General features: G+C 67.1%; 29 protein-coding genes and 1 pseudogene. 15 read left to right on the forward strand and 15 right to left on the reverse strand.

The window, feature by feature from the left end:
- Nucleotides 1-18 precede the first annotated feature (18 nt).
- Nucleotides 19-1,713 carry a SulP family inorganic anion transporter gene (locus AC1DES_RS14680; RefSeq protein WP_476896443.1) on the reverse strand — a complete coding sequence of 565 codons (1,695 nt, stop codon included), beginning with the start codon at nucleotides 1,711-1,713 and terminating at the stop codon, nucleotides 19-21.
- A 70-nt stretch (nucleotides 1,714-1,783) separates the two neighbouring features.
- Here AC1DES_RS14680 and AC1DES_RS14685 point away from each other — a divergent pair, with 70 nt between their 5' ends.
- The 6 genes from AC1DES_RS14685 to AC1DES_RS14710 all read left to right on the forward strand — a co-directional run bounded on the left by AC1DES_RS14685 (nucleotide 1,784) and on the right by AC1DES_RS14710 (nucleotide 5,914).
- Nucleotides 1,784-2,104 (forward strand): ArsR/SmtB family transcription factor, encoded by a 321-nt coding sequence (locus AC1DES_RS14685; RefSeq protein WP_476896444.1) that lies wholly within the window; start codon nucleotides 1,784-1,786, stop codon nucleotides 2,102-2,104.
- Nucleotides 2,104-3,081, forward strand: a complete 978-nt coding sequence (locus tag AC1DES_RS14690) for a TIGR03086 family metal-binding protein (RefSeq protein ID WP_476896445.1) — start codon at nucleotides 2,104-2,106, stop codon at nucleotides 3,079-3,081. The genes AC1DES_RS14685 and AC1DES_RS14690 overlap by 1 nt, the downstream gene beginning before the upstream one ends.
- Nucleotides 3,082-3,114: 33 nt before the next feature.
- Nucleotides 3,115-3,552, forward strand: a complete 438-nt coding sequence (locus AC1DES_RS14695; RefSeq protein ID WP_476896446.1) for an SRPBCC family protein — start codon at nucleotides 3,115-3,117, stop codon at nucleotides 3,550-3,552.
- Between the two features lie 116 nt (nucleotides 3,553-3,668).
- Nucleotides 3,669-3,995, forward strand: a complete 327-nt coding sequence (locus AC1DES_RS14700; protein WP_476896447.1) for a YciI family protein — start codon at nucleotides 3,669-3,671, stop codon at nucleotides 3,993-3,995.
- An 89-nt stretch (nucleotides 3,996-4,084) separates the two neighbouring features.
- On the forward strand, nucleotides 4,085-4,552 hold the full coding sequence (locus AC1DES_RS14705) for an SRPBCC family protein (RefSeq protein ID WP_476896448.1): 468 nt from the start codon (nucleotides 4,085-4,087) through the stop codon (nucleotides 4,550-4,552).
- 423 nt (nucleotides 4,553-4,975) lie between these two features.
- On the forward strand, nucleotides 4,976-5,914 hold the full coding sequence (locus AC1DES_RS14710; RefSeq protein ID WP_476896449.1) for an alkaline phosphatase family protein: 939 nt from the start codon (nucleotides 4,976-4,978) through the stop codon (nucleotides 5,912-5,914).
- A 36-nt stretch (nucleotides 5,915-5,950) separates the two neighbouring features.
- Here the strand turns inward: AC1DES_RS14710 and AC1DES_RS14715 are convergent, their stop codons facing one another.
- Nucleotides 5,951-7,384 (reverse strand): alpha/beta hydrolase, encoded by a 1,434-nt coding sequence (locus tag AC1DES_RS14715; protein ID WP_476896450.1) that lies wholly within the window; start codon nucleotides 7,382-7,384, stop codon nucleotides 5,951-5,953.
- Nucleotides 7,385-7,760: 376 nt separating this feature from the next.
- Between AC1DES_RS14715 and AC1DES_RS14720 the strand changes: the two genes are divergently transcribed.
- Nucleotides 7,761-10,277, forward strand: coding sequence for a bifunctional lysylphosphatidylglycerol flippase/synthetase MprF (locus AC1DES_RS14720; protein WP_476896451.1), 2,517 nt, complete (start codon nucleotides 7,761-7,763; stop codon nucleotides 10,275-10,277).
- Between the two features lie 174 nt (nucleotides 10,278-10,451).
- Here the strand turns inward: AC1DES_RS14720 and AC1DES_RS14725 are convergent, their stop codons facing one another.
- The 3 genes from AC1DES_RS14725 to AC1DES_RS14735 all read right to left on the reverse strand — a co-directional run bounded on the left by AC1DES_RS14725 (nucleotide 10,452) and on the right by AC1DES_RS14735 (nucleotide 13,625).
- Complete coding sequence (locus AC1DES_RS14725; RefSeq protein WP_476896452.1) at nucleotides 10,452-11,642, reverse strand: alkaline phosphatase family protein; 1,191 nt, start codon at nucleotides 11,640-11,642, stop codon at nucleotides 10,452-10,454.
- Nucleotides 11,639-12,904, reverse strand: a complete 1,266-nt coding sequence (locus AC1DES_RS14730; protein ID WP_476896453.1) for an alkaline phosphatase family protein — start codon at nucleotides 12,902-12,904, stop codon at nucleotides 11,639-11,641. Before AC1DES_RS14730 ends, AC1DES_RS14725 begins: the two co-directional genes overlap by 4 nt.
- Before the next feature lie 550 nt (nucleotides 12,905-13,454).
- Complete coding sequence (locus AC1DES_RS14735; protein WP_476896454.1) at nucleotides 13,455-13,625, reverse strand: CsbD family protein; 171 nt, start codon at nucleotides 13,623-13,625, stop codon at nucleotides 13,455-13,457.
- Nucleotides 13,626-13,820: 195 nt separating this feature from the next.
- On the opposite strand from AC1DES_RS14735, the gene AC1DES_RS14740 reads away from it, so the two are divergent.
- A complete protein-coding gene (locus AC1DES_RS14740) occupies nucleotides 13,821-14,357 on the forward strand; it encodes a hemerythrin domain-containing protein (RefSeq protein ID WP_476896455.1) in 537 nt (178 codons plus the stop codon).
- Between the two features lie 46 nt (nucleotides 14,358-14,403).
- Here the strand turns inward: AC1DES_RS14740 and AC1DES_RS14745 are convergent, their stop codons facing one another.
- The 4 genes and pseudogenes from AC1DES_RS14745 to AC1DES_RS14760 all read right to left on the reverse strand — a co-directional run bounded on the left by AC1DES_RS14745 (nucleotide 14,404) and on the right by AC1DES_RS14760 (nucleotide 16,992).
- Nucleotides 14,404-14,622, reverse strand: coding sequence for a hypothetical protein (locus tag AC1DES_RS14745; RefSeq protein ID WP_476896456.1), 219 nt, complete (start codon nucleotides 14,620-14,622; stop codon nucleotides 14,404-14,406).
- Between the two features lie 116 nt (nucleotides 14,623-14,738).
- Nucleotides 14,739-14,987: pseudogene (locus AC1DES_RS14750) on the reverse strand (helix-turn-helix domain-containing protein); the annotation flags it as partial.
- A gap of 89 nt (nucleotides 14,988-15,076) precedes the next feature.
- Nucleotides 15,077-15,769 (reverse strand): endonuclease/exonuclease/phosphatase family protein, encoded by a 693-nt coding sequence (locus AC1DES_RS14755; RefSeq protein ID WP_476896502.1) that lies wholly within the window; start codon nucleotides 15,767-15,769, stop codon nucleotides 15,077-15,079.
- 47 nt (nucleotides 15,770-15,816) lie between these two features.
- On the reverse strand, nucleotides 15,817-16,992 hold the full coding sequence (locus AC1DES_RS14760; protein ID WP_476896457.1) for a sensor histidine kinase: 1,176 nt from the start codon (nucleotides 16,990-16,992) through the stop codon (nucleotides 15,817-15,819).
- A 66-nt stretch (nucleotides 16,993-17,058) separates the two neighbouring features.
- On the opposite strand from AC1DES_RS14760, the gene AC1DES_RS14765 reads away from it, so the two are divergent.
- The 4 genes from AC1DES_RS14765 (at nucleotide 17,059) to AC1DES_RS14780 (ending at nucleotide 19,996) form a co-directional block, all read left to right on the forward strand.
- Nucleotides 17,059-17,736: a response regulator gene (locus AC1DES_RS14765; protein ID WP_476896458.1), complete on the forward strand. Its 678-nt coding sequence runs from the start codon at nucleotides 17,059-17,061 to the stop codon at nucleotides 17,734-17,736.
- A gap of 103 nt (nucleotides 17,737-17,839) precedes the next feature.
- Nucleotides 17,840-18,382 carry a CcdC protein domain-containing protein gene (locus tag AC1DES_RS14770; protein WP_476896459.1) on the forward strand — a complete coding sequence of 181 codons (543 nt, stop codon included), beginning with the start codon at nucleotides 17,840-17,842 and terminating at the stop codon, nucleotides 18,380-18,382.
- Between the two features lie 24 nt (nucleotides 18,383-18,406).
- Complete coding sequence (locus AC1DES_RS14775) at nucleotides 18,407-19,141, forward strand: CPBP family intramembrane glutamic endopeptidase (protein ID WP_476896460.1); 735 nt, start codon at nucleotides 18,407-18,409, stop codon at nucleotides 19,139-19,141.
- Nucleotides 19,142-19,192: 51 nt separating this feature from the next.
- Nucleotides 19,193-19,996 carry a thioesterase family protein gene (locus tag AC1DES_RS14780; RefSeq protein WP_476896461.1) on the forward strand — a complete coding sequence of 268 codons (804 nt, stop codon included), beginning with the start codon at nucleotides 19,193-19,195 and terminating at the stop codon, nucleotides 19,994-19,996.
- Between the two features lie 48 nt (nucleotides 19,997-20,044).
- Here the strand turns inward: AC1DES_RS14780 and AC1DES_RS14785 are convergent, their stop codons facing one another.
- On the reverse strand, nucleotides 20,045-20,428 hold the full coding sequence (locus AC1DES_RS14785; protein ID WP_476896462.1) for a DUF2177 family protein: 384 nt from the start codon (nucleotides 20,426-20,428) through the stop codon (nucleotides 20,045-20,047).
- Here AC1DES_RS14785 and AC1DES_RS14790 point away from each other — a divergent pair.
- Nucleotides 20,421-21,191 (forward strand): lipoate--protein ligase family protein, encoded by a 771-nt coding sequence (locus AC1DES_RS14790; protein WP_476896463.1) that lies wholly within the window; start codon nucleotides 20,421-20,423, stop codon nucleotides 21,189-21,191. The genes AC1DES_RS14785 and AC1DES_RS14790 overlap by 8 nt on opposite strands.
- Before the next feature lie 69 nt (nucleotides 21,192-21,260).
- Here the strand turns inward: AC1DES_RS14790 and AC1DES_RS14795 are convergent, their stop codons facing one another.
- From AC1DES_RS14795 to AC1DES_RS14805, 3 genes are all read right to left on the reverse strand, one after another.
- Nucleotides 21,261-21,908 (reverse strand): MBL fold metallo-hydrolase, encoded by a 648-nt coding sequence (locus tag AC1DES_RS14795; RefSeq protein WP_476896464.1) that lies wholly within the window; start codon nucleotides 21,906-21,908, stop codon nucleotides 21,261-21,263.
- The gene (locus AC1DES_RS14800; protein WP_476896465.1) at nucleotides 21,905-22,990 is read right to left on the reverse strand and encodes an S-(hydroxymethyl)mycothiol dehydrogenase; all 1,086 of its coding nucleotides are present in this window, start codon (nucleotides 22,988-22,990) and stop codon (nucleotides 21,905-21,907) included. The genes AC1DES_RS14795 and AC1DES_RS14800 overlap by 4 nt, the downstream gene beginning before the upstream one ends.
- A gap of 104 nt (nucleotides 22,991-23,094) precedes the next feature.
- Complete coding sequence (locus AC1DES_RS14805; protein ID WP_011692168.1) at nucleotides 23,095-23,352, reverse strand: mycoredoxin; 258 nt, start codon at nucleotides 23,350-23,352, stop codon at nucleotides 23,095-23,097.
- 205 nt (nucleotides 23,353-23,557) lie between these two features.
- Between AC1DES_RS14805 and AC1DES_RS14810 the strand changes: the two genes are divergently transcribed.
- Entirely contained in the window at nucleotides 23,558-24,304 is a 747-nt protein-coding gene (locus tag AC1DES_RS14810) for an SOS response-associated peptidase (RefSeq protein WP_476896466.1), read from the forward strand.
- Between the two features lie 37 nt (nucleotides 24,305-24,341).
- On the opposite strand, the gene AC1DES_RS14815 is transcribed toward AC1DES_RS14810, so the two are convergent.
- Nucleotides 24,342-24,764, reverse strand: a complete 423-nt coding sequence (locus tag AC1DES_RS14815; RefSeq protein WP_476896467.1) for a VOC family protein — start codon at nucleotides 24,762-24,764, stop codon at nucleotides 24,342-24,344.
- 14 nt (nucleotides 24,765-24,778) lie between these two features.
- Between AC1DES_RS14815 and AC1DES_RS14820 the strand changes: the two genes are divergently transcribed.
- A complete protein-coding gene (locus AC1DES_RS14820; RefSeq protein ID WP_476896503.1) occupies nucleotides 24,779-25,105 on the forward strand; it encodes a chorismate mutase in 327 nt (108 codons plus the stop codon).
- 18 nt (nucleotides 25,106-25,123) lie between these two features.
- On the opposite strand, the gene AC1DES_RS14825 is transcribed toward AC1DES_RS14820, so the two are convergent.
- Nucleotides 25,124-25,510, reverse strand: coding sequence for a hypothetical protein (locus AC1DES_RS14825; protein WP_476896468.1), 387 nt, complete (start codon nucleotides 25,508-25,510; stop codon nucleotides 25,124-25,126).
- Nucleotides 25,511-25,599: the final 89 nt, after the last annotated feature.

Here is a 25,599-nt window from a genome sequence, read left to right on the forward strand (position 1 = left end):
ACACCCCAACCAAGCGGGCTACGGGAGCCCGAATTCCTTCTTGTAGCTCCGGACCGCGTTGGTAACCGTGGGGAAGAAATGATCGGGCCCGAACCTGCCGCTGACGCCGAAGCGGAGCAGGCGGTCCTTGATGGGGCCCTTCATCTCGGCGAAGACAAGGCTGATGCCCAGCCTGGCGAGTTCGTCGTCGAGCTCCACAAGGTCATCCAACGCGGAGGTATCGAGGTCAGTGATGGCCTCGGAGGCAACGATCACCCACCGGACCGGTCCGGGGGCGTTCGCCACGAGGGTCCTGATGTGCTCGGCAAAAACGGCTCCGTTCGCAAAAAAGAGCGGGGCATCGAAGCGCGCGATCACCAGGCCGGGAATGCGCTGGCCTTCGGGGTGCCTGTTCAGATCGTGGTAGCCGGGCACGTCCCCGACGCTGGCGAGTTCGGTGCGGTACGGATCCCAGGCCCGCCGGACAAAGGCGATCAGGGACAGGCCGATCGCCACCACGATGCCTTCGAGGACGCCGACGAATGCGACGCCGAGAAACGTGGCAACCAGCAGTGCCGCCTCCGTCCGGCTCATCCTGAGCAGCCGCCGCAGCGTCTGCACATCCACGATCGAGGCCGCCGCAACGATGACGACGGCGGCCAGGGTGCTGGAGGGCAGATACGACGTCACGCCGGGGGCGGCGAGCATGAAGAGTACGACGAGGGCGGCTGCAACCACGCCGCTGAGGGGGCTGCGCGCGCCGGCCGCGAGCGCGATCGGGGTACGGGAGGTGCTGCCCGAGACAGGAAACCCGCCGAACAGTCCGCAGGCGGCATTGGCCACTCCGAGGGCCCCCATTTCCTGGTTTCCGTCCGCCCGGGTGCCGTGCCGGGCGGCGAGGCTCCTGGACAGCACCGACGTGTCGGCGAAGGCAATCAACGCGATGCCGGCCGCCGGGCCGAGGAGTGCGAAGACCTCATCAACGGTGACTCCGGCGAGCGCCGGACCAGGCAGTCCGCGCGGGAGGGCGCCCACGGTGGGAAGCGCCGTCTCCAGGCCCAGTGCCGCGGCAAGCACTGCAGAGGCCACCACTGCGATCAGCACGCCCGGCAGCTTCCCCGGCAGGAAACGGACGGCAACGATGATGGCCGCCGTCCCGGCCCCGAACAACAACGCCAGCGGATTGACGGTGCCCTGCAGCAGGGCGCGGACCGTGCCGGCGGCGTTGTCGACCAGTGAACCCCCGCGGGAAGGGACTCCAAGGAATTTGGGTATCTGGCTGAGGATGACCGCCAGGGCGATGCCGTTGAGGTAGCCGACGCGGATGGGTTTGGACAGCAGGCCGGTCACAAACCCCAGCCGGAAAACCCGGCCGGCCAGCAGAATGACCCCGATCAGCAAGGACAAGGCGCCGGCAAGTGCCACGGCATGTCCGCTGTCCTTCCCCGCCAGGGGCAGCACGGAGGCAGCAATCATGGGCGCCAGGGTCGAGTCCGGTCCCACGACCAGGACGCGGGACGGCCCGAAGACGGCGTAGGCGAGAAGGGGAACGACCGAGGCATACAGTCCCGTGACGGCGGGCAGGCCCGCAGCTTCCGCGTAGGCCATGCCGGCCGGAATGAGGGCGGCACTGAGGGCCGCACCGGCTGCCAGATCAGACTTCAGCCACGGGCGCTGATAGTCCAAGACCATCCGGATGCCCGGTGACGCTTCCCGGATCCACTTCCCTCGCACGGTGCCAGCGTAGACCGAATGCAGCGCCGGCATCTTGCGAGATGCGTTAGTGGCGACTAACGTATTGACTGTGCCCGATCTTCTGGAAGTTGCCACGGAGCCAAACAGGCGTGCACTGCTTCGCCTCCTGGCCGCGGGGGAGAAGACCGTGACCGAGTTGTCGGAGCATTTTCCGGTCAGCCGCTCGGCCATCTCGCAGCATCTGCTGCTGCTATCCGACGTCGGCCTCGTTTCAGCGAGGAAGGACGGCAGAAACAGGTATTACCGTCTGGACGCTGCCGGGATGCGCCGGCTGCGCGAACAATTTGACTCTTTCTGGACAAACGAACTGGACCAGCTGGTGGCCGACGCCGGCCGGCACCGCCTACAAACATCGCAAGGGAAAATCTGATGTCATTCAACAAAACTGTCTTCCTGCCGGTTGATCCAGATGCCGCGTTCGCGCTCATCACTGAGCCGGAGAGGCTCCGCCGATGGAAGACGGTCGCTGCGAGGGTGGACCTGCGCGTGGGTGGGGACTACCGGTGGACCATCACCCCCGGCCACGTGGCCATGGGCACCTTTACGGAAATCGAGCCCGGAAAACGCGTTGTCTACACGTGGGGCTGGGAAGGTGACGGCGAACTGCCTCCGGGGGCGTCCACCGTGACGGTGCAGCTGGAAGCGGTCGATGGCGGGACGACGGTCCAGCTGATCCACGAAGGGCTGACCGCGGAACAGGAAGCCAGCCATGCCGAGGGATGGAACCACTTCCTGGAACGGCTCGTCCTGCTGGCCGCGAGCGGCGACGCCGGACCCGACGAGTGGTCGGCTGCCCCGGACCCCATCGACGAGCTCGCCAGCGCTGAAGCGGCCCTCGCCGTGGCGCAGCGGGTTCTGCGGGGACTGCAGGAAAGGGACCTGAACGCCGGCACTCCCTGCGAGGACTTCACGGTTGCCGGTCTTCTGGATCATCTCTTTGGATCAATTGCTTCGATCGGCAAGGCGCTCGGCGTCGTGGTCCGTGACCAGCCGACGGTGTCGCCGGAGGTCCGGATTGCCGACGCCTCCCAGGTCACGCTGGAAGCATTCCGTGCCCGCGGCCTGGCAGGAAGCCTCGACATGGGTTTCGCCGAACTTCCGGCCACTTTGGTCGCGAACATTCTGAACTTGGAACTGCTGGTCCATGCGTGGGACTTCGCGAAAGCCACGGGCCAGGAACTTACGGTCTCGGCCGTGCTCTCCGACTACGTGCTGGGCCTTGCCCGGAACACCATCAGCCCGCAGATGCGCGGCACCAGCTTCGCCGACGAGACCCTTGTTGATGAGTCGGCGGCCAGCATGGAGCGGCTCATCGCGTTCACCGGCCGCGAGGTCGCCGGCATCTGATGCCGACGGGATCGCGGCAGGAAGGAAACCGGGATGGTTGACGTAACGACCGAGATTGTCATTGGCCGGCCGCGCGGGGTCGTAGCGGGCTATGCCGCGAACCCGGACAACGCCCCCAAGTGGTACACCAACATCAGGGCGGTCCGCTGGGAATCGACGCCACCCCTGGCTGTCGGCTCCCGGCTGGCTTTCCGTGCGCACTTCCTGGGCCGTGACCTGGACTACGTCTACGAGTTCACCGAGCTGGATCCGGGCGCGAAGCTGGTGATGCGGACAGCGCAGGGCCCTTTCCCGATGCAGACCACGTACACATGGGCTGACACGGACGGCTCGTCAACCCGCATGGCTCTGCGCAACACCGGCAAACCGGCGGGATTCTCCGTCGTCGTCGGCCTGCTGATGGCCCCGATGATGAAACGCGCCATGCGGAAAGACCTCGCGAAGCTGAAACAGATACTCGAGGCGGACTGAACGCCGGCGGCCCGCCGAAAGGAATCCCTGCCCGGTGTGATTCGCGCAGGCAGGGGCGGCCGTGGCATCCACTCACGGCCGTACGAACAGCGAACACCCTGATGAAAGGACATGCCATGAGCAAGTTCATGTATCTCTACAAAGGTCCGGCCACTCCGATGGACCAGTTCACCGAGGAGCAATCGGCGGCGCAGATGGCCGCATGGGGCGCCTGGATGGAGAAAATCGGCACTGCCCTGCTCGACGTCGGTGCACCGTTCGCACCGTCCCGCACCGCGGTGGTGGACGACGGAGCGGCAACCGAAGCCTCGGACCTGAACGGCTACTCCATCGTGGAAGCCGAAAATCTCCCTGCGGCTATAGCCCTGACCGATGGCCACCCGTTCCTGTCCGACGGCAACGGAAAATTCACCCTGGAGATCTTCGAGCTCGGCGAGATGTAATCTCGCCACCGATGTGAGGGAGGAGGCTGGAGGTGCTGCTGTGGCCGGTCCCGTATTCAGCCGGACCGGCCACACCCTAGGATTGCCCCATGTCTACTTACGAAGTCACCCGCACCGCAGTCATCCCGGCCCCGGCCAAAGACATCTTCCCACTGGTCAACAACTTCCACGAGTGGACCAAGTGGTCCCCGTGGGAGTCTGTGGACCCCACGATGGACCGCAGCTACTCCGGCAGTGACACCGGGATCGGCGCCAAGTACGCCTGGAGCGGCAACCGCAAAGCTGGCTCCGGCACCATGGAGATCGTCGAATCCACTGAGCCGAGCACCGTCAGGATCCGCCTGGAATTCACGAAGCCCTTCAAGACGGTCAATCCCACCTTCTTCACGTTTGCGCCTTCCGGCAGCGGAACACAGGTGACCTGGACCATGACCGGCGAGAACAAGGGCATCGGCAAGGTCTTCGCCCTGTTCATGAACATGGACAAGATGGTCGGCGCGGACTTCGAGAAGGGCCTGGCGTCGCTCGCCGGGGCCGTCGCCCAACGCAAGGCCTGAGCGGACGGCCGACGCGTCGGCCCTGAGGGGCACCCGTCGTTCCTGAGGTGACTGTGAGGATTGTGGTGCGACGGCCGCTTCACAGGGATTACGCAGGGACTTCGGGGTCTTCCTTGATCCGTTTGTGAAAGGCTTCTGCTACTGGGGCCGCAGAGTCCATTCGTTCGGTCAAAGAGAAAGCCGGAATCGATGAGCCGGAATGTCGCGAAAACTCGTGGACGCAATGCCACGCGGCGGGCCACGTGGCTGATTTTTGCCGCGGCACTCTCAATATCGGCTGCGGCCTGCACACCTGCTCCGCCGAATGGCGGACCGTCGTCGAGTGCGGGCGCCTCCGGCGGGCCGTCGTCGAGTGCGGGCGCCTCCGGCGGGACCCAGCCCCCGGGAACGGGCCAGGCGGCAGGGAAACCGGGCCATGTTTTCGTGATCAACCTCGAGAACAAGGGCTACGACAAGGTCTGGGGTGCGGGCTCGGAAGCGCAGTACCTGTCCAAGACCCTGCGCGGTCAAGGGGTCCTGCTGTCCGAGTACTACGGCATTGCCCACAATTCGAACCCGAATTACCTGGCCCAGATTTCCGGCCAGGCATCGAACGAGATGACGCGGAACGACTGCCCGACGTATGCGCCGTTCAAGCAGACCGGGACTGCCTCGCTCGGCCAGGTGCAGGGGACCGGCTGCGTGTATCCGGCCTCGGTCCCCACCCTTGCAGGCCAGCTCAGCGCGGCCGGGAAGACCTGGAAGGGCTACATGGAGGACATGCAGACTCCCTGCCAGCATCCCGAACTTGGCGCCAAGGACGACCATCAGGGCGCCAATGTGGGCGATCAGTACGCCACCCGCCACAACCCGTTCGTCTATTTTGAGTCCATCACCTCGTCCCCGGACTGCCAGAGCAACGTTGTCGACTTCGGGAACCTGGCCAGCGACCTGAAGTCCATCGACACGACGCCCAACTTCTCCTACATCAGCCCCAATTTGTGCAATGACGGGCACGACAGCCCGTGCGTGGACGGCAGCCAGGGCGGACTGGCCGCCTCCGACAGTTGGCTCAGCCAGCAGGTCCCCGCCATCCTGGACTCCCCGGCGTACAGACAAGACGGCATGCTCGTCATCACGTTCGACGAATCGGAGGGAAAGACCGTGGGCCCGTCGGGGATACCCGGAGGCACGGCAGGGGGAAAGATCGGGGCCTTGGTGCTCTCGCCCTTCACCAAGGGCGGCTCGATGTCGGACAAGCCCTATAACCACTTCAGCCTGCTCGCCAGCATCGAGGACATCTTCTCCCTGCCCCGCCTCGGATACGCCGGGGCGCCGGGCCTGAAGAGTTTCGGGTCGGACGTCTTCAACGCCAGGTCCTGATCCCCCGCGTCAGCATCCCGCCCCAGACTTCCGCCGTCAGGGCGGGGCCAGCCCGAACCTCTGGTAGAGCAGCGGCAGCCCCTCCTTGAGGCCGTAGTCGACAGAGTCCCCGCGGTGGCCGATTCCTTCCCCGACGAACCGGCGGGTCGTCATGCCGGCTGCCTTCGCAGCCGCCTCGGCCGCGGCGGCTTGCGGCCCGTAGGTCGGGTCAAGGGCGCCGCTGGTGAAGATGGCGAGTGAGTCGGTGTACGTGCGGGCTTTGAGGATGGTGGCCGGTTTCTCTGCAGTAAACGCGGCCTGGCTGCCGCCGAATATGGTCTTTACGGTGTTCTCCGGGGAGCCGTCGATGGGTTCGAGCTCGCCGGAGATGTCCAGCAGTGAGCCGAAGAGCTCCGGCCGCTTGGCCCCGAACGAGAGCGCGCATTCTCCGCCGTTGGAATAGCCCGCCACCGCCCATTGGACACGGTCCGCTGCCACGTTGAGGTTCTTGCGAATGAAATTGACGACGTCGGTGGTGGCGTAGGTGTACACCTTGCCTTTCGCGGAATCCACGCAGACCGGATTCTGGTAGGGATTGCCCAGCTGGTCGATCGTGAGGAAGAGCGGAGCCAGTCCGTGATTGCGCTGGGCGAGGGCGTTAAGCTCCTGGACGGCGGATTTGTTCTGTTCGGGACCACCCGGCTGGCCCATCATCATAATGACAATCGGCAGCGGTGGCGGATCCGCCACCAAGGCGGCAGGTGGCAGGTAAAGGTAGGCGTCCCGGGCGTGGAAGCCTGAGACGGAGGCCGGAATCGAAACGGCACCGCTGACACCCGTGGCCGGCATACCCGCCGGGGCTTTCCAGCTCCGCCACAACGGAAGAGCACTGTTTTGCGGGGCTTTCGGATTGAGCCGGGGGAGGGCCAGGTGCTGGGTCTGGTTCAAGCCCAGCATGGCACCGAGCGTCGGGTTCAGCCCGTACCCGGCGTTGATGCCCAGGGCCGCCGTCGAAACGAAAATCACGACGGCGACGACGGCGGCCGCTTTCCGCCACCAGCGGGAGCGCCACAAGTTCACGGCCGCAAGCCCGATCCCGGCGAAGGCGAAGATGACCCAGGCACGGGTGTCCGGGTCCAGGGGTATGCCAAAGACGTTCAGTACGACTTCGCAGACAAAGAGCGTGACGGCTCCTGCCGCGGTCCCGCCGGCGAGCCCCGCAGACGCCACGAGCAGCCACCCCCGGCGCCCCAGTTGTTTCCTGGCCACCCGGTGGCTTGGCCCGCGGCGCCCCAGCTGTTTCCCGGCCACGCGGTGGCTTGGCCCGCGGCCCGCAGCGGCGGCCGGCCTGTGGCCGGGCATCGAGCGGAGCATCCAGCGGGGGACGAACACGGACCGGACCAGCAGATAGATGCCAGCGAGCGCCGAAAGACTGTAGAAGGCGTAAAGCAGCGGATTGTCCATGACGTTGAGGCTGAGAAGCTGCTCCATAGGTCCCGTCCATCAAGCGCGTGCTCGTACCTGCCAGCGCGCTCGGGCGCTATCTGGCCGGCGTCGGTTGGGGAGCGCGTCTCAGGCTGTTATAGCACCTCGTCCACTGGGAAACGCTGGGAGTTTGATGGGTGACAGTCACTGTTACGGGCGTGGCCGCGGTATCCGTGAGCGTCTGTCCGGCGGGCCCTGTTGCCGCGCTGACCGAGGTGGTCAAATGGTATTTACAGGACGGGGCAGGCTCGAGTGTCCCGACACCCTGAAAGGAGTGCCAGTGCCCGCGCCAGTGTCGACACCCGTCCAAGGGGCCCAGCCGACGCAACACCGCGGGTCGCCGCGGGGGTTTCTGTCGGCCCTCCGGGGCGCTCCCGTCACCTTGGGGTATGTCGCTGTCGTCTGGGGCGTGGGCATCGCGTCGTCCAGCATCGTCTCGGGTCCCGGACCGGGGTGGCGGGAGGATGTCGCAGCGACGGCCCACTCGTTGCCGGCCCACTGGTGGACGGTGCTCGCATCCGCTCTCTGGTCCCGGGACCTGGCCGGCTACGTCCTGGGAACGGGTCTCGTGCTGCTGGCCGGCATCCCCCTGGAACGGCAGATCGGAAGCCTGAAACTGGCGGCCTCGGCGGTGACGGCGCAGATCGTTGGCGTCCTGGCCGCCACCGGGTTTTTGGAGGCAACCCGGGGCCTGATGGGGACCTGGGCGCTGGAAATGAACGGAACCTACTTCCTTGGACCGAGCGCCCTGGTCTACGGAGCGGTCATGGCTGCCACGGCTTCCATGGGACCCCTCTGGCGGCGCCGCATCCGTCTCGGCATTTTCGGGTTGCTCATCCTGTTGGCACTTTACAGCGGAGGCTTCACGGACCTTGTCCGTCTCGGGGCCGGCAGCGCCGGAGCCCTTCTGGGCCCCGTACTCCTTGGCCGGGCGCCCCGGCTCCTGCGACCGGTCAGCTCCAGGCACGAAGGGCGTGTGCTGATAGCCCTGCTGGTGGCCGTATCCGCCGTTGGACCGGTGGTTGCGGGCCTGACCCAGCACGCTGTAGGTCCCCTCTCTGTCCTGCGTTTGCTTTTCACCGATATCCAGCCCGTCGATCCGCAGACCCTGCAGAGCGCATGTGCAATCCCGGCCCAGCACCGGGAGTGCGAGGCCATGCACCTGCAGCTGAGGGCCGGGGCCGGTGCCATCTTCATGGCGATTGTGCCGTCGTTTCTTCTGTTGCTGTTGGCTGAGGGCCTGCGCCGCGGGCGGCGGGCAGCCTGGCTGGGTGCGATGGTCCTCCAGGCAGGCTTGTCGGTGCTGGCGCTCGTGACGATGGTGGGGGTCCTGCAGGCGGCCGGCCCCAACACGGTCGCGGGGGAGTTGGTCGACGCGAGCCAGGTCGGCGGCCGGACCCATCCGCTGACACTGGTGGTCCCGCTTCTCCTGCCGGTGGTGCTTTTCGTGGTACTGCTGGCGTGCCAGACGATGTTCCCGGTGGCTGCACCCCGAGGGACGTACAGACGGCTTGCGACCCGCGTCCTGGGCCTGGCAGGCGGCCTCGGCCTGGTCTATGTGGTGGGCGGCTTGGCCTTGGCTCCAGGGTTCAGTCCCGACCCGACACTCGCAGACCTCGTGGCAGACGTTCCGGACAGGCTCCTCCCCCTGGGGTTCACAGTTGACATGCCGCCCGCGTTTTTTCCCGAGACAACACCGACGGTTCTGCTCTACGAAGGCGTTGGGATCGTCTTCTGGGCCGTTACCGGCGTGTTGGGCCTCAAGACGTTCCTGCGTCCGGCCCACCCGCGGCACGGCGCAGACAAAGACAGGGCCTGGGAGATCCTCACCGCAGGGGAGGGCAGTTCCATCTCGTGGATGACGACGTGGCCCGGAAACGTGTACTGGTTTTCCAGCACCGGTGACAGCTTTGTCGCCTACCGCGTCATCGCCGGAATCGCCCTGACTCTCGGCGCGCCGGTCGGGCGAACGACCGGGACGCGAGAAACGGTGGAGGAATTCGCGCGGTACTGCAGGTCCAATGGATGGACTCCGTGCTTGTACTCCGTGCCCGCTGATGTCCGGGAAGCGGCAGCCGCCCTCGGCTGGGACTCCGTGCAGGTCGCCCAGGAGACCATTCTGCCTTTGGAATCCCTATCGTTCAGGGGCAAACAATTCCAGGACATCCGTACCGCCATGAATAATGCCGCGAGGGCCGGTATCACCGCAGAATGGGTCCGGTACCCCACGGCCACGCTCGCCGTCCAGGCGCAAGTCCAGGCCATCTCCGAGGAATGGGTGTCCGACAGGAAGATGCCCGAGATGGGTTTCACCCTTGGAGGACTCGAAGAGCTCAACGACCCTGAAGTCCGCTGCCTGCTCGCCGTCGACGTCCAGCACCACGTCCACGCCGTCACGTCATGGCTACCGGTCTATCGCGACGGACGCATCATGGGCTGGACCCTGGACTTCATGCGCAGCCGGAGCTCGGGATTCCGCGCCGGGATCGAGTTCCTCATAGCTTCAGCGGCAATCAGCCTCAAAGACGAGGGGTTCGATTTCATCAGCCTCTCCGGCGCACCCCTGGCCCACGCCCCGGGGGCCAGCCAACTCCAGCTAGTTGATGCCGGCCCGGAAGAGGTAGGCCTTCTTGAACGCCTGCTTGACCGGCTCGGATCCGCCTTGGAGCCCGTCTATGGGTTCCGCTCGCTTCTGGCATTCAAAGGGAAGTTCCGCCCCCAGTACGCCCCGCTGTATATGGCGTATCCGGATTCGGCGGCCCTTCCCGGCATTGCGAATGCGCTCACCCGGGCCTACCTGCCTGACCTCTCCCTGGGAGAACGGCTCCACCTGGTCCGCAAGGTCCTCAGGCGCGAGACCAAAGCCCTTGCCCGATCCGGCGCGCAAAAACAGCAGTGAACACGTGGCTCGTGACCTGGTCAGCGGTGGAACGCAGGCGTGTGCCCCTTCAACGGGAAGAGTGCCTCCGGCCCGTCCAGACAGGTGCTTTTTTCTGGCGGTCCGACCGGAACCTGGCGCCGCGAAAGCCGCCATCATCGCCGTGCCGCCGGGAAGCGTGGTCAGCGACTCTTCCTAGACTCCGGCGTTGTAGACGTCGAGTCCGAACCGGTTCAGTCCGGGCGTCCCGGCGTAGCCCAGGTAAGGCAGCCCGAAGGTGTCCTCGATACTGGCCAGCAGGCTGTAGTGGTTGTACGGGGTGGTGGACCAGGTGCCGCCCTTGGTGAAGGGGGAAAGGACGAGGGCTCCGACCCGGCCCCCGCCGGGACCGGTGATGCCGGGCTGCGGCGAGTTGGGTCCGGGCCCTTCGCCGCAGCAGGCGGTCGCATCAGACTGGGGTCCATCCGATTCGTCGAACGTGATCACCAGGACGCCGTCCTGTTTGAACGCCGGGGACGAGGTGATGGCCGGCACCCACTGCTTGAGCCACTCGTCGGCGCTTTTGAGGCCGCCCGGCTGCCCGTCCACGCACGGAGAGTCGTGGCCGTCGTGGCAGAGGTTGGGCGTGATCATGGAAAGATTGGGGGTCGTGGCGGTCGACGCGAGGTCCGTTTTCAGGGCGCTGAGGTCGACGTCGTACTGGGCGCAGTCCGGTGAGCCAGTGATCCCGGCGAAGTAGACAAAGGGGTTGTGGCGGGCCGCGTACTGGTCGCCGGCCTTTGCTTTCTGCGTGTCATCCACCGCGCCGGGGGCGGGATGCCGGCAGGGGGTTCCCATGTCTTCCATGTAGCCCTTCCACGTCCTGCCGGCTCCGGTCAGCTGGCCGGCGACCGTGGGGACAGCGGCGGGGAAGACGCAGCCGTCGCCGACGGCCTGGCCGGGACTGGCCGTGCCGCTTCCGACGAACGGTGAGTAGTTCTGGCAGTCGGCCTGCATCTGGGGGTTGGGCCCCTGGCCGGAGATCTGGGCTACGTAGTTCGGCTGGGAGTTGTGGGCCGTGCCGAAGTACTGGTTCAGCAGCACCCCCTGGCCCCTGAGCGTCTGGGACAGGTACGGGGCGGCCGACGCCGGACCCCACGTCTCGTCGTAGCCCTTGTTTTCCAGGTTGATGACGAAGACATGCTTCGCACCGGGCAGGTAGCCCTGGCCCGCTGTGGTGGCGGCCGGGGCAGCGGCGGCGGGTGTGCCGGCCGTGGCGGCTTCGGGGCCGTAGCTGAGCGCCGCGGCTGCGAGCACGACCAGCGCGGCGGAGGCCAGCCGTCTCAATGTGCGGCGCCCTGCGCGGTGCTGCGGCGGCGCGGGGGCCGTTGTGGTGTTGGGGTTCACGGGAGTTTCCATCCGTCGGCGAGTGCTTTCTGTTTCAGTCCGGACCATTCCTCTTCCGGGGGCGGTCCCGCAGGGGTGCAGGCCGGTCCGGCGACGAACGGCGGAACCAGGTACGTGGGAGCGGTCAGGTTTGCCGGTGTGCCGAAGTCCAGGACTTCGGCGATGTTTCGGGCGGCGCTATCCCGGGGTGTCAGCGCCGGCAGGTTCCACCGCCATTCGATGGCCTTGAGCACGGAGGTGTGGTCATAGACGTCGTGGGCGACGTACCGGCGTCGGGAGCGCGGTGAGATGACCACGGACGGCACGCGGAAGCCGCGCAGGGCCGTCGCAGCGCTCGTGTCCGGGGCTGTTCCCGGGGCGACGTGGTCGTAGAACCCGCCCCACTCGTCGTAGTTGATGACCAGCATCGTGTTGGCCCAGTTCCGGCCGGTAGTCACGGCGTTGGAGACCTCAGCGAGGAAAGTCTCGCCGGAGCGGATGTCCGCGTGCGGGTGGTCATCACCGGAGGTTCCCGAGCCCTCGTCCGTGAAGCGCGGATCCACGAAGGACACCGCCGGCAGGCTGCCTGCGCTGCAGTCGGAGAGGAACTCGGAGTAGTGGTGCGAGATGCCCTGGTACTTCGTGCCCCAGAGCGCGGTGAAAGGGATGTCGCCGTAGTAGTACTTTCCGGACACCCCTGCGGCGGCCAGCCGGTCCCAGATGGTCGGGAGCGTGGACGTCGCCGTGGAGTTGTGCAGCCGGTCGGTGGCGGCCGCGTGCTGGTAAAACCTGTTCGGGTAGGTTTCGGCCATCGTGGCGGCGAAGTACCGGTCGCAGACCGTCCAGTCCGGGCCGGCCTGGCGCCAGAAATCGAGGTCGGCGGCGTCGTAGTAACCGACGGCGAACTCGTCATTCTCGCCGGCCCGGAGCCAGCCGTTGTTCTTGCCGTTGTTGTACTGGATCCGGCCGCCCTCGTAGGAGTGGTCGGGGTCCGGGTGGCCGCAGCCCTGGAAGTCCGCCAAGTGGTGGGTGGTGTGCGGAATTCCGTAGCGGTCCGTGAAGCCCAGGCCGGCCTGCTGGCCGTCGGCGCCGGGCATCCAGCCGACGAAGTGGTCAAAGGACCGGTTCTCCATCATCACGACGATGATGTGGTCGATCCCGGAAGCACCCGCGACCGGGAGTGCCGGGGTGGCGGCCGCCGCCTGCAGCGTGCTGCCGGTGGCTAAGGCGGTGGCGGCAGCCGTACCTGCCGCACCCAAGAAACTACGTCTCGAAACGTTCACGTCGTGGATTCCTTCATCGTCGGGTCCGGCTTCCAGTGCCAACAGGGGTGACTTGACCCGCCAGCCACGTGGGTAATCGTTCGCAGGGCGGGAAAAGTTACGCGTGACCGGTCTCGTAGGCGGCGCCCAGTGTCCGGGCACTGCCTGAGTCCACGCAAGCGCAGAGGACGGCGGTGCGTGTCCCGGAGGGCCGGCGGGGCGAAGGACAGGAAGTTACTGATGGGTTTAGTTCACGCCCAAAAGTAGATCACGGAACGGTGACGGTCCAGGCCCATATAGGGGTCCGTTCACACAGTGTTCACTGCACGTTTCCGGGAAAGCCGGCGGATTCATCCGACGGCAAACTGTCGGCTGTGGCGCTGTCAGCTTCCAAGGGGAGCCGGAGGTCGTTTTCCACAGACCCCGGGCATGCGCTGGAGGCACCGGCCGGGCCGCCTGTCGTGGCCACGTATCAGCGACCCAGCCCGCCGCCACGAGGTGGCAGCCACCCAAAAAGGAACGGCGCACCGTTTCCGGTGCGCCGTTCAAAGGACCAGGGTACCTTCAGCTGTTACTTGAAGGCATCCTTGACGTGCTCGCCTGCCTGCTTGAGGTCGGCCTTGCTTTGGTCGCCTTTGCCCTCTGCTTTGAGGCTCTGGTCGTCGGTTGCTTCGCCGGCGCCTTCTTTGGCTTTACCTGTCAGCTTGTCGCCGGTGTTCTGGATCTTGTCGCCCAAACCCATGTGGTCCTCCTGGATAAGCCTTCCCCGCCGAGGGGCCCCGGCAGGATCATCAATACTAAGCACACTGACCAAGTATCGCGCAAGCGGAAGGCAGCGTGCACTAGCATCGGAAATACTGCGGCCCACCGCGCGGCTCCAGCGGCGCTCCGGGAGGAACGCCGGAACCACATACCCGAACCCGCCGAAGGGACAACCATGGACATCACCGAAGTCATCCTCAATGACCACCACGACCAGCGCCGCATGTTTGCACTACTCGAGCAGATGAATGATGCTTCCGCCGCGGACCTTGCCGCGGTGTGGGAGCGGCTGCGTATCCTGCTGGAGGTCCATGCCAAGGCCGAAGAAGTGCTCTTCTATCCGGAGCTTCTTGCACTCGGCACGGGGGCCGGAGGTAAGGACTCCCCGGAGGATGAGACCACCGACGCGATCCATGATCACAACGAAATCCGTGACGCCATCGCCGAAGTCAGCCACCAGGAAACCGGATCGCCTGGGTGGTGGAGCGCGGTGGCCAAGGTCAATGAAGTCAACGGTGACCACATGGGGGAGGAAGAGCGCGAAGGCCTGACCGATTTTCGCCGCCACGCAAGCTTGGAACTCCGGCATACCCTGGCGCTTGCGTTCTGCGCCTTCGAGGCCGCGCATGCCGGTGGCATCGATGGCCAGGACATTGATCCGAACCGGTATGTGAAGCAACACGAGGATTCGGCAGCCCACCCCCGCGCCTAGGAAGTACGGGACACCTTTCAAGCATTACCGACTGTCGCCCCAGGAACTAGCCGGCGTCCCGGACCCGCTGGAGGTACGTGACCAGTTCCTGGAGCCGGTCCGCGGGCCATGGCAGCCTGGCGCTCAGCTCCGGGCTGTTTTCCTGCCACATGCTCCGCGCCGCAGCCTTGGTCGCGTCGCTGCTGTGGAACCGGGAACCGAGCCCGTCCCACCGCCTCGCAAAGTCCGGGACCGCGGGGTCATCCACCGGCGTATGTGCCGACATGTGGGCCCAGGCCTTCTTCGACAAGACCGGCAGGCGTGGTCCGGGCATCGTCGACGGCGGCCGGGCCGAGCTCGGCCCGGCATTGCACCGCCCATGTTGTCGAGCAGAGCCTGGATCTGCCGCTGGAGGCGCAGCGCCTGCTCCGCCTGGTCATGCAGTGCCGACAACTGGCCGGTGAGCAGCCGCCGCACGGCTCCGGCGTCGTCCGGCGACGCCGCCAGGACCTCGCGGACCTGCTCCAGAGACAGGCCCAGCGACCGCAGGGCCCTGATCCGGTAGAGGCGGCGGACATCCTCTTCCCAATACCGTCGGTGCCCCGAGTCCGGGGTTAGGTGCAGATGTTCGACTGGAGTCGCCGGAGCCAGCTACCGCCGAAAGCGCGAACACCCGGCGCCAGCACAGCGGCGGCCTGCCGGTGATCGTGAGCCCGCGCGGCGGGCGGAAGCCCGGCTCTCTAGCCCTCGGCGGTTCCCGGGTCCTGGCCGTATTCCGCCGAGATCAGGATGGGAAGGTGATCTGACGCGCCACGCGGGAGCGTCTCGACGCTCTCGATCTCGAGGCCCAGGGACGTGGCGAAGTCAAAGTGGCCCTTGAAGACCTTGTAGCGCGTGTAGGTGCGCCGGTCGCTGAGCGAGAGCTCGTAGCCTGCATCCTTCATCTGTTCTGTGAGGTACTTGGTGAAGAACGGGTAATTGAAGTCGCCCACCATGAGCGTCATCAGTCCGCCGCCCATGCTGAGGAGCTCGGCGTGCGCGGCATGGATCTGGTTGCGCCGCAACGAGTTCGACGCGGTCAGCGGTGCCGCGTGGAAAGACGCGATCACGAGGCCGTGGTCCGTTTCGTTGTCGATCACGCGGGTGCCGATGAGCCGCTCGTGTGCCGGGGCCAGCACCCGGTCGTGGAGGGACTTCTTCAAAGCAAACGTTTTCGTGTCGTAGGCGGTGAAGCGGTCCTTGCGGTAATAAATCGCCAGGCCGAGCCGGTTCCCCCGCGTGGCGTCAGCCAGATGCAGATCGCCGATGGTCGCCGGCAGATCCTCGGTGTCGCATTCCTGGAGGCACAAAGCATCAACCTCGAAGTCGCGGGCCAAATCGACCAGCTCACCACTGGCCTTGTGTTTGCGGAGGTTGTAGCTAATGACTCGGATCAGGAGAGCACCTCTTCGGAGGATAGTGGCGGAACCTGTCTCTGAGTCTACCCAGTCCGGCCGGTCGTCGGTAAAGCCGTCAGGGGGATCACGAGGCGGACGCGGAATCCGGCCCCCTCCGGAACCGCCTCGAGCTCCCCGCCGGCCAGCTTGGCCCGTTCCGCCATCCCGGCGAGGCCGAACCCGGCGACGTGGTCGGCGGCCGGCGCCCCGGTGCCGCCGGCACCATTGACGCCTCCGGTGTCGGTAACTGTCAGCCGGACGTCCGAGGGCCCCCAGCGGAGGTCAACGTCGACGGCGGCGCCCGGGGCGTGTTTGCGCACGTTGGACAGTGCTTCCTGGGCGGTGCGGTAGAGGGCGAGCGCGGCGTCCGGTGGGAGTGCGGTCGCCTCGCCGCGGGTCCGGAACGCCAGCGGTCCGGCTGAAGCCAGGCGATGCTGTTCGACCAGGGAGTCAATCAGCTCGGGACCTGGCAGCTCGTCCTCGCGCAGGGCCCGCACCGCCCGCCGGGCTTCCGCGAGCCCTGACCGGGCCAGCGCACTGGCCTGGTCCATGGACTCGCTGAGCCGGCCGTCCGCGCCGGTGCTGCGGGCCAGGAGCCGGGCGCCCTCCAGGTGCAGGGACAGCCCGGAGAGGGTGTGCGCAAGGACATCGTGCATCTCCCGGGCCAGCCTGGCGCGCTCGGCGGTTGCGGCTGCGGCCGTTTCGGCGGCCCGCCCGGCCTCCACCTGCCGCAGCAGCTTTGTGATGCGTTCGCGCTGCTCCTTCTCCCGCCGGAGCAGCACGCCGACCAGGAAAAAGAACCCGGCTCCGGCATCGGTGGCAAGAATCAATGAGACAGCCGTCTGGCCCGAGCCGAGCTGCAGCACGTTGAGGGCGCAGGCGGCCAGCAGGGCCACGGCCGGCAGGACAGCCCGGGGCGGACGCAGCGGTGCGAACGCCGCCACGACGAACAAGGCGGTCACGTCGGCGGCCGGATTGGCTGCGCGCATGGCCACCACCGCGGCGGCCATCAGCACCATCAGGCACACGTAGGCCGGCTCGGGCAGGCGGTGCCCCAGCAGGTAGGGTACGGCCGACCCCGCAAAGGCAACGGCCGCGGCCGCATTCAGGAGCCCGGGCCCGGCCGGGGCGAACCCCACCCGGCCGAGGGCGGCGCCAAGGCTCACCAGGGCCACCATGGCCAGGCCCAGGGGGATCAGCCATTGCCGGGACGTCGTCATGGCAGGAATCATTGCACACCAGCCGTGAGAGGCTTGGGATCAAAAATTGATGAAGGGACGCGGCCGGTGGGTGAGGCGCAAGTGCGGGTGCTGATCGTTGACGACCAGAAGGTTGTCCGTGACGGGCTGGCCATGATTCTGGGGTTCCTCGACGGAATCGCCGTCGTCGGGACCGTCGTGGACGGTGCCGACGCCGTACGGCAGACGGAGGCGCTGCGTCCCGACGTCGTCCTGATGGACCTCCACATGCCCGTCCTGGACGGCGTCGAGGCAACGACCATCCTGGCCCGTCGGGCGCCGGAGAGCCGCGTAGTGGTCCTGACCACCTACGCGGATGACGAGTGGGTGTTCTCGGCGCTCCGTGCCGGCGCCAAGGGCTTCCTGACCAAGGACGCCGACGCGGACGAGATCCGCCAGGCGCTGCTGACGGTTGCCGGCGGGGACGCCCAGCTCGACCCCACCGTGCAGCGGCGCCTGCTGGAGGCGCTGACGCGGGGAGACCATTCGGGGCTCGTGGCGCCGGAGGCACAGCGGCCGGCGGCTGCCGGCGGGCTGACCCCCCGGGAGCTGGACGTGCTGGCACTGGTCGCGGAGGGACTGTCCAACACGGAGATCGCCGGGCGGCTTTTCGTCTCGGACTCCACGGTCAAGACCCACATCAACCATCTGCTGGCCAAGACGTCGCTGCGGGACCGGGCCCAGCTCGTCGCCTACGCCTTCCGGAACGGGCTCACCACCGGCTGATCCGCACCGCCGAAGGCTTCTCCACCCACGGGTGGAGACAGGCCCGGCCAGAATCCACCGGAGGGCCGAATCGCCCGGAAGGCGGGCTCCGTAGCGTGGAAGCATGACAACCGCACAATGGCTTTTGAACCTCGGACTCCTCATCTTCATCCTGGGCACCAACCTGGGAACGCGCGCCGTCACACGCCGACGGCTGGTGCTTCCGCTGGCGCTAGCGGCGCTCGCCGGCATCCTGCTGCTCACCGACGCCCCGGCCCGCGGAAATGACACAGCGCTCGCGGTGATCGGGGCCGGTGCCGGAACCGGCCTCGGCATCCTCGCCGGGACCTTCATGCGCGTGCAGCGGCGCACCGACGGGTCCGTCGCCAGCCGGGCTGGCACCTCCTACGCCGCGCTGTGGATCCTCGTCATCGGCGGAAGGATCGCCTTCGCCGAATCCGCCACCGGGTGGGCTTCGGCCACCGTCCGGGACTTCTCCATCAGCAACCACATTTCCGGCAGCGCGGCGTGGACCGCGGCCTTCATCATCATGGCGCTGGCGATGGTGGCCGCGCGTGTCGCCACCACCGCCCTGCGCTGCCGGGCGCTTCCGGCCACGGCGGCCCCTGCCCCCGGAACCGCGCACCTGCCCGTCGGCCCCGCCTGATACCCGCACCCGAAAGGATCTGTCATGAACCCTGCCCCCGCCCGCCGGCCATTCACCGCCGCCGCCCTCCTCACGGCCGCCACCGCTGCAGCCACCCTCCTCGCCGCGGTGCTCCTGGGCTGGCTGGCGCCTGGCCTGGAGCCCCTGCAGCAGCGGTTCATCGCCGTGCTGGCACTGGCCGCCGCGGCAACCGGCGTGGTCGCGGCAACGAACCGGACCATCTTCAGCTCCGGGCACGTCCGCTGGCGGCTCCTCGCGGTCCCTGCCGCCGTCGTCCTGGCCCCGTTCCTTGGCGGCACCAAGGACCCCGGCGTTGACGCCACCTCCGTCATCATCGTGGGCTATCTCGCCACCGGCATCTACGAGGAGTTGTGGTTCCGCGGGCTGGTCCTGAACGCCGTCGCCTCATGGAGGCCGGTCCGCGCCGCCCTGCTGTCTTCCGCGCTCTTCGGCCTGGTGCACCTGAGCAACATCGCCTTCGGGGCCAACCCGGCCGTCACCGCCGCCCAGGTGGCGGGAGCCGCGTGTTTCGGCGTCGGACTCGCGGCCCTGCGGCTCCGGGGGACTCCAATGTGGCCGCTCGTCATCCTCCACGCGGTCTCGGACATCGGCCTGCAGCTCGGCGACGTGAACAGCGCCTGGCGCTGGGGCATCATGATCGGCGGGGACATCGTGCTGCTGGTTTTCGGCCTCGTCATCCTGCGGCACCGGACGGCCGCCCGGGCGGCGGCCCCGGCCCGCCGGGCGGTGGCCGCCTGAAGCGATAGGGTGGTCGGGGATTCACTGATGGAAGCTGCGAAAGGGTCGACGTTGACTGCTGAACTACCTGTTCTGGCCGAGGGCGATTTTTACTACGAGGTGCTGGGGGCGGGGCGGTTCCGCTCCACCATCCACGCCCAGGGCGCCTGGAACGAGCACGAGCAGCACATGGCCCCCGCGTCGGGCATCATGGCCGACCGCCTGGCCCGGCACGAACCCCGCGAGGACATGCGCATGGCGCGCCTCAGCTATGAGATCCTCGGCCTCATCCCCGGCGGCGAGTTTGAAGTCACCACCACGACGCTGCGCCCCGGCCGGACCATCGAGCTGTTGCAGGCCGAGCTCGTGGCAGGCGGCCGCGTCGCCATCCGCGCCACAGCCTGGCGCATGATTACCGCCGACACCTCCGCCATCGCCGCCTTCGAGGACCCCGGGATTCCGGTGCCGGAGAAGTGCGAACCGTACGATGCCGCGAGTGTGTGGCCGGGCGGCTACATCGCTTCGCTGCAGATGCGGATCGCGGAAGGCCACCGTGCCGGCTCCGGCACGGTCTGGCTGCACACGGACCACCCGCTGACTGACAAGGACGACAGCGGCGACCTCGCCCGGCTGGTCGGCCTGGTGGATACCGCCAACGGCATCGCAGCCCGCGTTCCTCCGGGCAAGGGCAGCTACGCGTTCCCGAACCTGGATCTTCAAATCCACATGTACCGCCGGCCCGAAGGAGAGTGGCTGGGGCTGGACAACGAGGTGTCTTTCGGTACTGACGGGATCGGGCTGACCTCCACCGTGCTGCACGATCTGCAGGGGCCGTTCGGGCGGGCCGAACAGATTTTGACGCTGCGGAAGTCCTAGGACTCAGCCGGCCCGGCCGGCGGTAGCCGCGCGGGCGCCATGACAGCGCTAGTGGAACACGAGCCAGCCGGCCACCGTGGCCAGGCCGGTCAGGAACGCGCCCCACAGGATGTCCGCCACCACGATCGCGAGCGGCCAGTTCTTCAGCGTCGCGGCGTTCGTGAGGTCATACGTGGCGTAGGCGAACGTTCCCAGTGCCGCGCCGTAGCCGAGCGCGGTGAGCCAGCTGCCGCCGTCGAGCGCCGGCTGGAGGGCGAAGAAGACGATCCCGGCGATGTACAGCACGTAGAAGACGACGGCGTAGCCTAGATGGGGCTTGTCCGCCATGAGGTGACCCAAGTGGCTCCGATAGAACTTGCTCATCGTCTTGAGCCAGACGGAATCGATGATGGCGAACGCGGCGGCGACGACCAGGAACTGCAAGATGACCATAAGGGAGCATAACAACATGCAGCAGGCGGCCGGACCCCGGACACTGACGGTTGTCCGGCAGGAGAAATCGCTCGGCGCGTCCGCAGACCTGGACTTCGCCCTGGAACTGCTCCAGCGGGTGAAGACCGGCGGGGTGGGACCGGCCCTGCGGCTCTACCGTCCCGCTCCCACCGTGGCCTTCGGCCAGCGCGACACCCATCTGCCAGGCTTCGACGCAGCGGCGCGGGCCTGCCGCGAACTGGGATTTGAACCGCTGGTCCGCAAGGCTGGCGGCCGCGCCGCGGCCTACCACGAGGGAACCCTCGTCATCGATCACGTGGAACCGGACGCGGACGCGATCGCCGGAGCCAAGGGACGTTTCTCCTTCTTCGGCGAGCTGCTGGCGCAGGCGCTGCGCACCGCCGGTGTCGACGCCGGCGTGGGCGAAATTCCCGGGGAATACTGCCCCGGCGAATTCAGCGTCCACGGCACGGACCCGGCCGTGCCGGCGCGCCGGGTCAAGCTGATCGGCACCGCCCAGCGCGTCGTCTCCGGCGGCTGGCTGTTCAGCTCCGTGATCGTGGTGGAGAACTCCGCGCCGATCAAAGCCGTGCTGGAGGCCAGCTACGCGGCCCTGGGCCTGGAGTGGGATCCGGCGACGGCGGGAGCGGTCAACGATCTCGTCCCGCACCTGGACGTGGATGCCATCGAGGCTGCCGTGATCGGCACCTACGCCCGCTACGCAACCTTGGACTACGGCGACTTCGGCAGCCTGCGCGGCTGAGAAGGGCAATGAGAAGGAGGAAGGCCGGACACCTGTGGTGCCCGGCCTTCCTCCTGTGACGGCTGGTTCCTAGTGCCCCCGTGCGATCCATTCCGCAAGGTGCGGCGCCTCGGCGCCGACCGTCGTCGGGTCCCCGTGCCCGGTGCGCACCACGGTGTCCGGGGGGAGCGTGAGCAGCCGGTCCTTGATGGACGCGACGATGGTGGGGAAGTCGCTGAAGGACCGGCCGGTCGCTCCCGGGCCGCCCTGGAACAGGGTGTCGCCAGTGAAGACGGTGCCCTCGCTGTCCAGGGAGAAGCTCACGGACCCGGGTGAGTGCCCCGGCGTGTGCAGGGCCACGATGCGGGCGCCCGCGACGTCGAAGGTGTCCCCGTCCGCGATGGCATGGTCCGGCTCGGTACCCGGGAAGACCCGTTCCCACAGCATCCAGTCGTCCCGGTTCAGGTACACGGGGGCGTTGACGAGGGCGCGGACCTCGCCGACGGCGCCGATGTGGTCATCGTGCCCGTGCGTCAGGAGGATCGCCGTGACCTTGCGGCCGGCGACGGCGGCCGCAACCGCTGCGGCGTCGTGCGCCGGGTCGATGATGACGCATTCCGCGTCGTTGCCGATGATCCACACGTTGTTCTCGACGTCCCACGTTCCGCCGTCCAGCGAAAAGGCACCGGAGGTGACCAGCTGGTCGATCCGCAGGGCGTTTCCGGAACCGGCGCTCACAGCTCGACCACCGAGCGCAGCACCGAGCCGGCGTGCATCTTCCCGAAGGCTTCCTCAATCCGGTCGATGGTGATGCGTTCCGTTACGAAGGCGTCGAGGTCCAGCTTGCCCTGCCGGTAGAGGTCGATCAGCATCGGGAAATCGCGGGAGGGCAGGCAGTCCCCGTACCAGGAGGACTTCAGCGAGCCGCCGCGGCCGAACACGTCCAGCAGCGGCAGTTCCAGGGTCATCTCAGGGCTGGGGACGCCCACCAGAACCACGGTGCCGGCGAGGTCGCGGGCGTAGAAGGCCTGCTTGTAAGTCTCGGGGCGTCCGACGGCGTCGATCACGACGTCAGCGCCGAAGCCGCCGGTGAGTTCCCGGATTGCCTCGACAGGATCGACGGCGGAGGAATCCACGGTGTGGGTGGCGCCGAGTTCCCTGGCGCGTTCGAGCTTCTTTGCGTCGATGTCGACCGCGATCACGGTGGTGGCGCCGGCGAGCGCTGCGCCGGCGACGGCAGCCGTGCCCACGCCGCCGCAGCCGATGACGGCGACGGAATCGCCGCGCGTGACCTTGCCGGTGTTGATGGCGGCGCCGAGTCCGGCCATGACGCCGCAGCCGAGCAGGCCGATCGCGGCGGGATCGGCGTCGGGGTCCACCTTGGTGCACTGGCCGGCGGCGACGAGCGTCTTTTCGGCGAACGCGCCGATGCCCAGGGCGGCTGTCAGTTCGGTGCCGTCCTCGAGGGTCATTTTCTGCGTGGCGTTGTGGGTGTTGAAGCAGTACTGCGGCTTGCCTCGGCGGCAGGCCCGGCACTCGCCGCAGACGGCGCGCCAGTTCAGGACGACGCGGTCGCCGGGAGCCACCTCGGTGACGCCCGGTCCCACGGCGCTGACGACGCCGGTGGCCTCGTGCCCCAGCAGGAACGGGAACTCATCATTGATGGCGCCCTGCTTGTAGTGCAGGTCGGTGTGGCAGACACCGCAGGTGAGGATGTCCACCAGGGCTTCGCCGGGGCCCGGGTCCGGCACCAGGATCGTCTCCAGGGTGACGGGGGCGTTCTTGGAACGGACTACTGCGCCTTTGACTTTGTGGACCATGGAGGTAGCTCCCTTTGTACGTCTCGCGGAACGCGGTACGGCGCGGCCCTGGGGAGGCCGCGCCGTCGTGGATGGTTGTCCTGACCGGGCTAAAGCAAAGGGCCTCAGGCGGCGAGCCGGCTCTTGACCTCTGCTGCCGAGGGGTTGGTGGCGGCGGTGCCGTCCGGGAACAGCACGGTGGGGACGGTGCGGTTGCCTCCGTTGAGCTGCTCCACGAGATCTGCGGTGCCTTCAACTTCTTCGATGTTGATCTCGGTGTACCCGATGCCCTGGGCGTCCAGCTGCTTCTTCAGGCGGTTGCAGTAGCCGCACCAAGTGGTCGAAAACATGGTGATGGTTCCGGATTCGGGGGTGAAGTCCACGAAGTTCTCCTCAAAGCTGGTTGACAATGCTGGTCGGCAGTGTGGGCCGACTGTAGTGGCCGGCATAAAGCCAGACGTCACTCTCAATAACCGTAACCTGCGCACCGCTATTCCCGCAGGGCCGACGGCGGCCCGGGGATCGGAGGGACGCGGCGCAGGGGCGGTTCTTGATGACACACTCTGCCCGCGGTGGCATGCTGGGGGCATGTGTGGACGCTACGTGATGGCGCGGGCCGTCGGGGACCTGCTGGCCGAGTTCGACGCTGGGCTGGAGGATGAGGTCGTGATTCCGCCGTCGTGGAATGTGGCCCCGACCGCGGATGTGCCGATCCTGCTGGAACGGCTGGTGGACGGATCCCCGGTCCGGCAGCTGCACCTTGCGCGCTGGGGGCTGGTGCCCTCCTGGGCCAAGGACCCGGGTATCGGTTCCAGGATGATCAACGCCCGCAGCGAGAGTGTCCTGGAGAAGCCGGCGTTCCGGAAGGCCGCGCGGGCCCGGCGCTGTGCCGTCCCGGCCGACGGCTACTACGAGTGGAAGGGCGAGGGCCGCGGCAAGCAGCCGTACTACGTGCACCCCAAGGATGAGCACCCCATGGTCTTTGCCGGACTGTACGAGTGGTGGAAGGATCCCGCCAAGGCCGAGGGCGACCCGGAGCGGTGGATGCTGTCGACGTCGATCATGACCACGGACTCGCCGCCGGAAGGCTACGCCGGGGGCATGCTGGCGGAACTGACTGCCCTGCACGACCGGGTGCCGCTGCCGATGGACCGGGAGACCATGCAGGCCTGGCTGGACCCGCACGTCGATGACGCTGCCGCTCTCGTGGACCTGGTCCGCGCCGGCGCGCACGACGTCGCGGAGGGCTGGACGATTGACGCCGTCGGCACCGCCGTCGGGAACGTCAAGAACGATTCCCCGGAACTCATCCAGCCGGTCGGGAGCCTCTTCTAGGGCTCCGGCTGCCCCGCCCGCTCAGCAGAGGCTCCGTTCAGAGCGTGACTGTACCGCCGTCGTCGACCGCCCACGAGGGGTTGAAGGCCACTTCCCAGCGGAAGCCGTCGGGATCGGCAAAATACCCCGTGTAGCCGCCCCAGGGCTGGGTCCTGGGGGCAGAGACGATGGTGGCGCCGGCCGCTTCGGCCTCGGCCATGACCCAGTCGACTTCCGCCGTGCTGGCCAGGTTGTGGCTCAGCGTGATGCACGGAATGCCGGCAGGGCTGCCGGTCCCGGCCTCGGCCTGCATCTGTCCGGCGTCCCAGAGCGAGAGGAGCAGGCCGTGATTGACCTGGAGGAAGAGCACCTGGCCCGGAACTTCCCGGTGGACCCGCCAGCCGAGGCCGTCAACGTAGAAGCTGCGTGAGGCGTCGACACTGCGGACACCCAGTGAAATTAAGTCGACTCGTGGCTGCATCTTTAGATACTGTCATGGTCATGTCCACAAATCACGGAGACGACAAGAACGCCCAGGCCGACAAGGAGCAGCTCGCCGCCGTGCGTGTGGCCGTTGACGAGGTGGATGAGCAGATTGTCATGCTGATCGGTCGCCGTGAACGCCTCATCCGGATCGCCGGGACCCTCAAGGAGGACAGCGCCCAGGTGCGGGCGCCGGGGCGGGTTGAGCGCGTTATCGAGCATGTCCGCGCGACCGCGGAGAAAAAGGACATCGATCCCGACATCGTCGAGAAGACCTACCGCGCCATGGTGGATGCCTTCACCACGCTGGAACTGGAAGTGTACAAAGCCAGCAGTTAGGTCCCGCGGCTTTAGGCTTTAGAGGGCTTCCTCCACCGGCACATTCGCCTGGAAGTCCCGGCCGTCGCAGTCGCTGAAAGCGGTCATGAGGTGTCCCTTGGACAGTCCCATCACCGTGCTCAGGGGGAAGTGGCCGGTGATGGTGTTCCCCGAATGCTCCACACCCTTGAGGTCAAAGTTCTCCTCCGTGCCGTCATGGCTGAAGCAGTAGAAGGACACGGCCTCGCCGTTCATGAATTCGATCCCCATCCTGCGCTGGTGGGAATGGTCCGGCGTTGCCGCCACGAGGCCCACTACGTAGGCGCCCTGGCCCGGAATATTTCCGTCTATATCGAACTTCGCCACCAGGGCGATGTCCTTGGCGGCGATGCTGACGTGCTTGAGGAGTGCGTTATGGGAACTCATGGCTCAATCCTGCTCTCTGCGCTCCCGTCCGTCCACCCCTGACCTAGGTTTTGCCCCGGCCCCGTCGTAGACTGGACTTGTTCGAAGAT

This window comes from Arthrobacter sp. 05T442 (genome assembly GCF_056395945.1).